The organism is Streptomyces sp. NPDC059853 (assembly GCF_042731495.1).
In the GTDB taxonomy this organism is placed as follows: domain Bacteria; phylum Actinomycetota; class Actinomycetes; order Streptomycetales; family Streptomycetaceae; genus Streptomyces.
In genome coordinates, this window is sequence record NZ_JBHWJL010000241.1 from 1 (window position 1) to 8,134 (window position 8,134).

Genomic DNA, 8,134 nt, shown 5'->3' on the forward strand with positions numbered 1-8,134 from the left:
GGGCACGGGGGGTGCCCGCCGCCCCCGGGTGGCCGGTGTGCGGCCGTCAGACCTCGCGCGGGCTGCCGGTCAGCACCACCCGGCCGCTGACCTGCTGCGGGTTGATCCGGACCGTGCCCGCCGCACGGGCCCCGTGCTCGGCCGCCGTCGACCCGCGGACCGGTGCGGCACCCGCGCCCTCAGCTCTCGGACAGCACGGCCGGGGGGATCGGGTCGTCCGCCGAGCCGGTCGGGGAGGCGGCGATCGCGTACTGTTCGCGGACCTCCCGGTAGCGCAGCAGTTCCGCCGCCACTGGTTCCAGGACGTGGCTCTGGCCGGCCTCGGCGGCCAGTCTGCGCAGCCGCCACTCCTCTTTGCGGCCCCAGCTGTGCGCCGGGCCGCGGGCGGCCAGCCGGCAGGTCCAGGCCAGCAGCGGGCCGCCGACCGAGCCGCCGAGCAGCAGCGCGAAGGGCAGCCAGCGGCCGGCGACGGGGAAGCCGATCAGCGCGGCGAGCAGCCAGCTCACCCCCAGCAGCTGGGCGGCCAGCAGCATCGCCTGGCCGAACGCGGCCACCGACCACCAGCCGGGCCGGGGCAGCTGGAGGGCCGGGTGGGCGGGTCCGGCGGGTACGGGGGGCGCGGGGAGGGTGCCGGGCGGGGGTTTCAGGACGGTCAGCTCCGGCTGCCGGTGCCGGGCGAACCAGCGCCTGCCGTGCCCGGCGGCGGCCGGCGGCCCCGGCTTCTGCGGCCTCGCCTTCTCCTCCGTCCGCTCCTTGCTCTCCGCTGTCCCCTTCTTCTTCTGCCGCGATGTCGACATGTCGCCGTCCTCCCGGGCCGGCGGGCGGGCCAGCGCCGTCTCCAGCGCGCGCGGCAGCCCTTGCGCGCCGCGCCAGGCGGCGTCGTGGACGGCGGTGGACCACGGCAGCGGCAGCCCGTGCGAGGCGTCCTCGGCCAGCTCCCGTACCGCTTGTTCCAGCGCCGGACGGGAGACGGCGGGCGGCGGGTCGCCGGCCAGCCGCCGGGCCAGCAGCGCGGGCGGCTCGCCGCGCCGCTGCGCCTGCCGGAACGCCATCCGGCGGGCCAGCTGCGCCCACGGGGTGCCGCACGCCCGGTCGGCGCGCCGCAGCCAGCCGCGTTCGGCGGCCTGCCCGGCGGCCTGGGCGCCGACGGCGAGCGCCAGCCGCTCCTCGAAGTCCTCCCGGATCCGCTGGGTCAGCCCGGCCGGGGACTCGGCCTCCTCCCCCACGTACAGCGGGCGCAGCCGCCGGGCGACGCCGTCGACGTCCGCCGCGATGCGCTTGGCGGCCGCGCTCCGCCCGCCGACCAGTTCGCCGACGAGCTGCCGCAGTTCGGGCACGCCCTGCCCGGTGAGCGCGGAGACGGCCAGGACGGACGCGCCCGGTTCGCCGTGCTCGCTGAGCGCGATGCCGCGCTCGTCCAGCAGCCGGCGCAGATCGTCCAGGACGGCGTCCACCGCGTCGCCGGGCAGCCGGTCCGCCTGGTTGAGCACCACGATGCTGACCTCGGCGTGCCCGGCGAAGGCCCGCAGATAGCGCTCGTGGAAGACGGCGTCGGCGTACTTCTCGGGGTCGACCACCCAGATCACCGCGTCCACCAGGCCGAGCAGCCGGTCCACCTGTTCGCGGTGGTCGGGGGCGATGGAGTCGTGGTCGGGCAGGTCCAGCAGGATCAGGCCGCGCAGCGCCGGGTCGGGGACGTGGGCGCGGCGCCGGGCGCGGACCGGGATGGCCAGGCGTTCCAGCAGCCCGTCCCCGCCGCGTCCCTTGCCGGCCGGCCAGCTGCACGCGACGGCGTTGGCGGTGGTGGGGCGGCGAACGCCGGTCTCGGACAGGTTGGCCCCGGCCATGGCGTTGAAGAGGGTGGACTTGCCGCTGCCGGTGGCCCCGGCGATGGCGACAGTGGTGTACGTCTTGGGCAGCCGGTCGCGGGCGGCGGCCTCGTCGAGAACCTTGCCGGCCTCGGCGAGCACTCCGGCGTCGAGTCGGGCGCGGGAGAGGCCGATCAGCTCGCGCAGCGCGCCGAGCCGGGTCTGCAGCGCCCGGTCCTCGGGGGCTTCGGCGCCGTGCGCGGGGGCGGGGACGGCGGTGGCGAGTTCGGTGCTGCGCCCGGGGGGCGCGTCGTCGATGAGCGCGCGGCGGGCGATGAGGCCGTCGTCCCAGCCGTTGCCCTGGGCTTCCGCCGTCATGGTTCTCTGCGGCACCGGCGGTCTCCTTGTCGTGGATCGGGTGGGGGCGGGCGGACTCAGGCCGCGGTGCGCAGCCGTTCCGCCTGGAGGGTGGAGAGGGCGGCGATCAGCTCGACCTGCGGCCGGGCGGTGATGCCGAGGTGGTGCAGGGGCGCGCCACGCCGGTCGCGTTCCTCGCCGAGGACCTGGTCGACGCAGTCGCCGAGGATGCGGCGGCCGTTGTCGCGCATGCGGTTGGCGGCGAGGGTGCCGAGGACACCGGCGAGGGTGTGCTGGGCGATCTGGGCTTCCTTGCCGCCGAGGAGTCCGGCGGCGAGCAGGGCGGCGAGTTCGCCGTCGTCGCCGGTTCTGACCCGGGCGGGGCCGCCGCGTTCGCCGATGACGGGGCCGCTGTGGCCGCCGGAGGCGGCGCGCGCCTCGTCGGCGAGTTCCTCCAGGCAGCGGCGCAGGCGGCGGACGCGGATGCCGACCCGTTCGCGGACCTCTTCCGGGGTGTCGCAGCCGCCGGGCGGGGCGCCGGGTTCACGGCGCCAGGCGGCGGTGGTGTGTTCGTCGGCGGCGGCGACGGCCTCGGTGAGCAGGGCGGTGAGGGCGTCGGTGAGGGCGTCGAGGAGTTCGGAGCTGCTGGTGTCCTCGGGGAAGGCGGCCCAGTGGGCGCGGGCGGCGCCGGTGAGGACGCCGCCGGTGGTGAGGCACTGGCGGACCCGGGTGACGGATTCCTTGTAGGCGCTCTGGAGCTGCTGGTCGAGCCGGACGGCGGTGGCGTACTGGGCGGCGGACGCGGCGGCCAGCGCGCCGACCGAGCCCTTGAGCGCGGCGAGCGCGCCGGTGGCGGTGCGGGCGGCGGCCTGGGCGCGGGCGGCGGGGCTCTGGGCCTGGTGGGCGAGCCATTCGCGCAGGGCGGCCACGGCGGTACGGGGCAGCAGGCCGTTGCCGCCACCGGCGGATTCCGGCAGTTCGGGGACGGTGAAGCGGGGGATGTCGTCCAGTCCGGCCCGCTCCAGCAGGGCGGCGTAGTGGCGGGAGACCTCGGCGGCGATCTGGTGCGGGACGCGGTCGAGGACGGTGGCCAGGGTGACGTCGTACTCCTGGGCGCTGCGCAGCAGGTGCCAGGGCAGGGCGTCGGCGTAGCGGGAGGCGGTGGTGACCAGGATCCAGATGTCGGCGGCGCACAGCAGGTCGGCGGCGAGGTCGCGCTGGCCGGCGACGAGCGAGTCGATGTCGGGGGCGTCGAGGAGGGCGATGCCGGGGGGCAGGGTGCGGGTGGTCTCGGTGGTGAGTTCGCCGCGTTCCCGGTCGAGCTGGGGCAGGACGCGGTCACCGGCGAACCAGTGCCGGTCGTCGGGGTGGCAGACGAGTACGGGGGTGCGGGTGGTGGGGCGCAGGACGCCGGCCTCGGTGACCGGGCGGCCGATGAGCGAGTTCACCAGGGTGGATTTCCCGGCGCCGGTGGAGCCGCCGATGACGGCGAGCAGCGGGGCGTCGGGGCGGCGCAGCCGGGGCAGCAGATAGCCGTCGAGCTGGGCCAGCAGCTCCGCCCGGGTGCGCCGGGCGCGGGGTGCGCCGGGCAGCTCCAGCGGGAAGCACGCGGCAGCGAGGCGCTCCCGCAGTACGGTCAGCGCTTCGAGCAGTTCGGGCCGTGCGTCCAAGATCGCCACATGCGAAGAATGCCCAATTTCACGCGGTTTCCAAAGCATATTCGCCCGAACGCGCCCGATTCCGGGCGGCAAACCCGGCTCTGTGGCATAACGAGTGCGCAACACCCCTCGCGGGAGCCCGCGAAATCGCTGCGCGCATCGCACTCGCCTGCGATTATCGGGGCTGCTTCACTGGATCTCCACACGACGGCGTCGCCGTGAAGCATCCGGGGCGAACCTCGCGACGCTCTATCCTGTGCGTCGAGGTCAGCGAGGGCATCCGTCCCGGGCCGTGCCGGAGTCCATGCCCCCGTAGCTCAGCGGATAGAGCAGGTGCCTTCTAAGCACTTGGCCGCAGGTTCGAGTCCTGCCGGGGGCGCTCACCCCCTCTGACCTGGCCTTTTGGCCTCCCTCGGGACCCCTTGACGCTTCCTCGCCGGAAGCACAGCGCTTTTCGGCCAAGTGCACCGGCAAGATCCTTTCCGATCGGCTTTCCTCGTCGGGCACAGATTGCCGACCGAGAGGTAGCGGACAGTGACAGCGGAAGTGTGCGACTTGACCCCTTACGTGAGGTCTTGGCGACGGCACCTCGCGAGCAAGGACTTGTCTCAGCAGACGATCAAGGTCTACATGCGCGCTGGGGAGGGCCTGGCCCTATTCCTCCGAGGGGGCCCCGACGGGTATACGCCGGAGTCTGCGGACGACACGCCGCTGCCGGCCTCGATCGAGGACATCCACCGGGATCACATCGCCGCCTACATCACGCGCTGGATCGACCGCGGCAAGGTCCCGATGGCCAACCAGCAGTTCCGCAGTCTGAAGACCTTCTTCGGCTGGCTGGTCGACGAGGAGGAGATCGACCGCTCTCCGATGCGCAGCATGACGGCCCCGCAGCCGCAGACGCCCGAGGTACCAGTCATCCAGCCCGACACGCTGAAGCGGCTACTCAGGGCCTGCTCAGGCAAGGACATCGCCAGCCGGCGAGACGCAGCGCTGATCTTCGTCTTCGGTGATACGGGAGGCCGACTGTCCGAGGTCACGTTCACGACGATCAAGGACGTAGACCTGGACATGCGCGTGCTACACGTCCGGGGCAAGGGAGGCGTTGCGCGCCCTCTTCCGCTGGGGAAGAGCACGGCCGTTGCCCTCGACCGGTATCTCCGCGCGCTTGCGAAGCACCTGCGCCGACCGCTCATGGACGACGATCCGCTGTGGGTCGCCCTGAAGCGAAGTGAAGGTCTGGGGATCTCAGGGGTTGCCAAGATGATCTCTCGGCGCTGCGAGAAGGCCGGCCTGCCCCACATTCGGCCGCATCAGTTCCGACACACATTGGCGCACGCATGGAAGCTCGGGGGCGGGAACGAGGACGACCTGATGCGCATCATGGGCTGGAAGAGCCGGGAGATGCTCGCTCGGTATGGGCGATCTGCGGGCGAGGAGCGCGCACGGCAAGCGCACGAGCGGATGAGCCCAATGGACCGATTGTGATCGTGGGCGGCCGGTGGTGTCCGGCCGCCCACATCAGCTACGGGGCGCCGCCCCCACGGCGTGGTGCACCGTGGTCTGCTCTGCGGCCAGGCGGGGCAGCTGCACATAGAGCAGCGCTAGAGCTTGCGGCTCGGTGAGGTGGGCGGTGTCGTATGCGACTCGGACTCGATGGCCGAGGTCCCGGTAGAGCAGGCCAGCGGACTTCAGAGGCACATGCTCTACCTGGATGACGGTCACCTGATTGACCTCCTTCCCGGGCAGACTCCCGCTGCCCGTGCTTGCGCGAGGTCCGGCGATCGTAGGCCGATCACGTGATCTAGAGACTCACACTCGCCCAAGCGAGTGAGATTGAGACATCAATCGTGACAAGGACGCCTATAGCATCATTGGTTTAGTTCTGCATTAACGCTCTCGTCCCCATCGCTCAGCGGTTTCCCGAGCCACCCGCTCGTCAGTGCCATCCCCCAACTGCCGCAGCAGCACGGCCGGCGAGCCGTCGCCCAGCTCCTCGGCCTCGTAGCCCAGCAGTTGCAGGTGGGCGGCGGCGGCCACCACAGCCCGGGGCAGGCCGAGGCCGGCAGCGAGAGCAGAAATCAGCTCGGGCCTGACCTGGATACTCTCGCCGCGGCTGATCTTGCCGATTAGCCCGAGGCTGGGCTGATACCCCGTGTCGGGATCCACGGCGGCGGCGAGAAACTCGCGCTGAGTCAGCCGACCGTCCCGCCCGCGCTCTCCTACGCGCTGCCGGACCAACTCCGTCAACGCGGCGCGCTGCTCCATCCCGACACCCCTACCTCGGCACCCGATGGCGGGCGGATCCAGCCGCCCCCCGGCTCATCCGCCTCATTGTCCACTAGATGCGCTGTGCTCTCTAGCGGTCTCCCGGGCGCGAGGGGGCCGAATGGGGCACAGCGTTCCCCCAATCGAGCGCCCCAGGCGCCCCTGGGGCGCTCCCCCAACTGGACAGCGCTTATGCGCTGTGCTCCAATGAATACGAACGCGTTCATGTTCAGCGCGTTTGCGGGGAGAGCAATGTGCACCACCGACCTCCAGCTGTACGACCCGGCGGAGATGCGACGCCTGATGGCGCGAGCACCGCGCGGGGGCCTATCAATCCGCCAGCTGGCGGACCAAGTCGGCATGGGAAAGAGCCGCGTTGGTCAGCTGCTGACGAGGGGCCCCTATCGAGTCAGTGACGCCGAGGCGGACCGGATTGCCGCCGCTCTCGCCGTGAGCAAAGGGCGCTTGTTTGCCCGATTTGAACACGAACGCGTTCATGATCAGCAGAAGGGACCGACCGAGATGGCATCCGAACTGTCACTCAAGATGCAAGCGGCCTCGCACACGAGCTGGGCACGCACGCTCAATCGCACGGCGCGCACTACTCCCGCTCGCAACGCCCTTGCCGAACGCTGGCGTCGGGAGGCGCGGGAACTGCACCCGGACGGCACGGAGGAGCAGATCGAGCAGGCCGCCGAATCACTCCGCAGCGCCTACTACGCGGACCTGGCGCGTCGCTCCGCCGAGGCGCGCCGTGTCAAGGGCCGCCTCCAGCGCGAGCAGGACGAGCGGAAGCGGAAGCGCCTTGCCGCGCGCGCCGCCGAGCTGGGGCGCGAGCTTCAAGAGGCCAGCGCCGAGGACTCCGCCGAACTGGACGCGGCCTGACCGCACACACCGAGGGGCCGTCCGACACCGCCAAGCAGCGGACGACCCCCAGCAACCCCTACCGAGCAACCAGAACAGGAGGGGCAGGCGTGCAGCCTACCCAGGAAGTCGCGGCGACGCTGAGGCTCGCCGTGCACGTGATCAGCGAACGGGGCCGCACCGTAGGCGTGTTCGAGCGCGCGGTGACGGGCGCGGTCTGCATGGTCGGCGCCATCCGGGTCGCCGCTCACGGGGACGCGTGCACCGACGACGAGGGCAGCGAGGCCGCCATCGAGGCGGTGTCCACCCGGATCGACTCGCCGATCGTCTACCGCGACCCGATCGAGCGCATCGCCGAGTGGCACGACCGGCCCGAGCGGACCGACGACGAGGTGATCGCCCAGCTGCGCCGGATCGCGGACGAGCTGGACACCGGCGTCGCGCGGCAGGTGGCGGCATGAGCGGGCCCGCGCGGCAGGTACGCCGCCCGATGTCCGCACTGCGGATGGCGCAGATCCGGGAGCTGTCGCGCCGTCATCCCCTCACCGGCCTGGCGATCCGCGAGCTGCTGGCTGAGATCGCACGCCTGCGTGCGGAGGCCCGGCGCTGCGAGGCGAGCGCCGCACTGTGGCGGCGGCTCACGCCGGTGCAGCGGCAGGTGCTGCTGTGGCATGCGCAGGGTGTGCGGCTGGCGGACATGGCGGAGCGCCTGGACCTCAGCGTGTCCACGATCACCGTCTACAGGGGGAGGATCGCCGCCGCCCTCGGGGTGTCCACGATCACACAGGCCGTTGGGATCGCCGCTGCCGCTGGCGTGATCAGCGTGGAGCAGATCGCCAGCGGCGCCGGGGCGGAGGGCGAGTCATGACCCACTCCGACACCCGGCACCGGACGGCCGAGGAGCTGCGGGCCTGCCCGCTGTGCAGCCCGCTGCGGCACCCGTCCCACCACACGATCCGGCGCGAGGTGCAGCGGCGCCTGCCCCGGCAGAGCCGACAGGAGCGCACGTGACGGACACCGAGCTGGCCGGGGCGCAGGCCCCGGCCGCCGGCCCCCAAGGCCCGCAGTTGAAAAAAGCCCCCCCGCCGCAGGGGGGCGAGGCCCCTAAACCGGTTGCGCAGGGTACCACCCGGTAATACACGGACACCGTGACAGGGGTTGGTCTCGGGCGCGTCACCA

9 protein-coding genes and 1 tRNA gene are annotated in these 8,134 nt (G+C 72.5%); 6 read left to right on the forward strand and 4 right to left on the reverse strand.

The annotated features are described in order from the left end of the window. Window positions 1-179: 179 nt before the first annotated feature. Entirely contained in the window at window positions 180-2,186 is a 2,007-nt protein-coding gene (locus tag ACFV5N_RS21160) for a GTP-binding protein (RefSeq protein WP_385602090.1), read from the reverse strand. A 56-nt stretch (window positions 2,187-2,242) separates the two neighbouring features. Then, complete coding sequence (locus tag ACFV5N_RS21165) at window positions 2,243-3,883, reverse strand: ATP-binding protein (protein ID WP_385602069.1); 1,641 nt, start codon at window positions 3,881-3,883, stop codon at window positions 2,243-2,245. 246 nt (window positions 3,884-4,129) lie between these two features. On the opposite strand from ACFV5N_RS21165, the gene ACFV5N_RS21170 reads away from it, so the two are divergent. Both ACFV5N_RS21170 and ACFV5N_RS21175 read left to right on the forward strand, forming a co-directional pair. Then, a tRNA-Arg gene (locus ACFV5N_RS21170) sits at window positions 4,130-4,202 on the forward strand. A gap of 224 nt (window positions 4,203-4,426) precedes the next feature. Beyond that, entirely contained in the window at window positions 4,427-5,311 is an 885-nt protein-coding gene (locus ACFV5N_RS21175) for a tyrosine-type recombinase/integrase (protein ID WP_385602072.1), read from the forward strand. A gap of 33 nt (window positions 5,312-5,344) precedes the next feature. On the opposite strand, the gene ACFV5N_RS21180 is transcribed toward ACFV5N_RS21175, so the two are convergent. Continuing rightward, on the reverse strand, window positions 5,345-5,548 hold the full coding sequence (locus tag ACFV5N_RS21180; RefSeq protein WP_385602073.1) for a hypothetical protein: 204 nt from the start codon (window positions 5,546-5,548) through the stop codon (window positions 5,345-5,347). 165 nt (window positions 5,549-5,713) lie between these two features. Then, entirely contained in the window at window positions 5,714-6,091 is a 378-nt protein-coding gene (locus ACFV5N_RS21185) for a hypothetical protein (protein ID WP_385602075.1), read from the reverse strand. Between the two features lie 252 nt (window positions 6,092-6,343). Between ACFV5N_RS21185 and ACFV5N_RS21190 the strand changes: the two genes are divergently transcribed. From ACFV5N_RS21190 to ACFV5N_RS21205, 4 genes are all read left to right on the forward strand, one after another. Next, on the forward strand, window positions 6,344-6,976 hold the full coding sequence (locus tag ACFV5N_RS21190; RefSeq protein ID WP_385602078.1) for a helix-turn-helix domain-containing protein: 633 nt from the start codon (window positions 6,344-6,346) through the stop codon (window positions 6,974-6,976). An 89-nt stretch (window positions 6,977-7,065) separates the two neighbouring features. Next, window positions 7,066-7,416: a hypothetical protein gene (locus tag ACFV5N_RS21195; protein WP_385602081.1), complete on the forward strand. Its 351-nt coding sequence runs from the start codon at window positions 7,066-7,068 to the stop codon at window positions 7,414-7,416. After that, the gene (locus tag ACFV5N_RS21200; protein ID WP_385602084.1) at window positions 7,413-7,823 is read left to right on the forward strand and encodes a LuxR C-terminal-related transcriptional regulator; all 411 of its coding nucleotides are present in this window, start codon (window positions 7,413-7,415) and stop codon (window positions 7,821-7,823) included. The genes ACFV5N_RS21195 and ACFV5N_RS21200 overlap by 4 nt, the downstream gene beginning before the upstream one ends. Then, the gene (locus ACFV5N_RS21205; protein WP_385602087.1) at window positions 7,820-7,966 is read left to right on the forward strand and encodes a hypothetical protein; all 147 of its coding nucleotides are present in this window, start codon (window positions 7,820-7,822) and stop codon (window positions 7,964-7,966) included. The genes ACFV5N_RS21200 and ACFV5N_RS21205 overlap by 4 nt, the downstream gene beginning before the upstream one ends. Window positions 7,967-8,134: the final 168 nt, after the last annotated feature.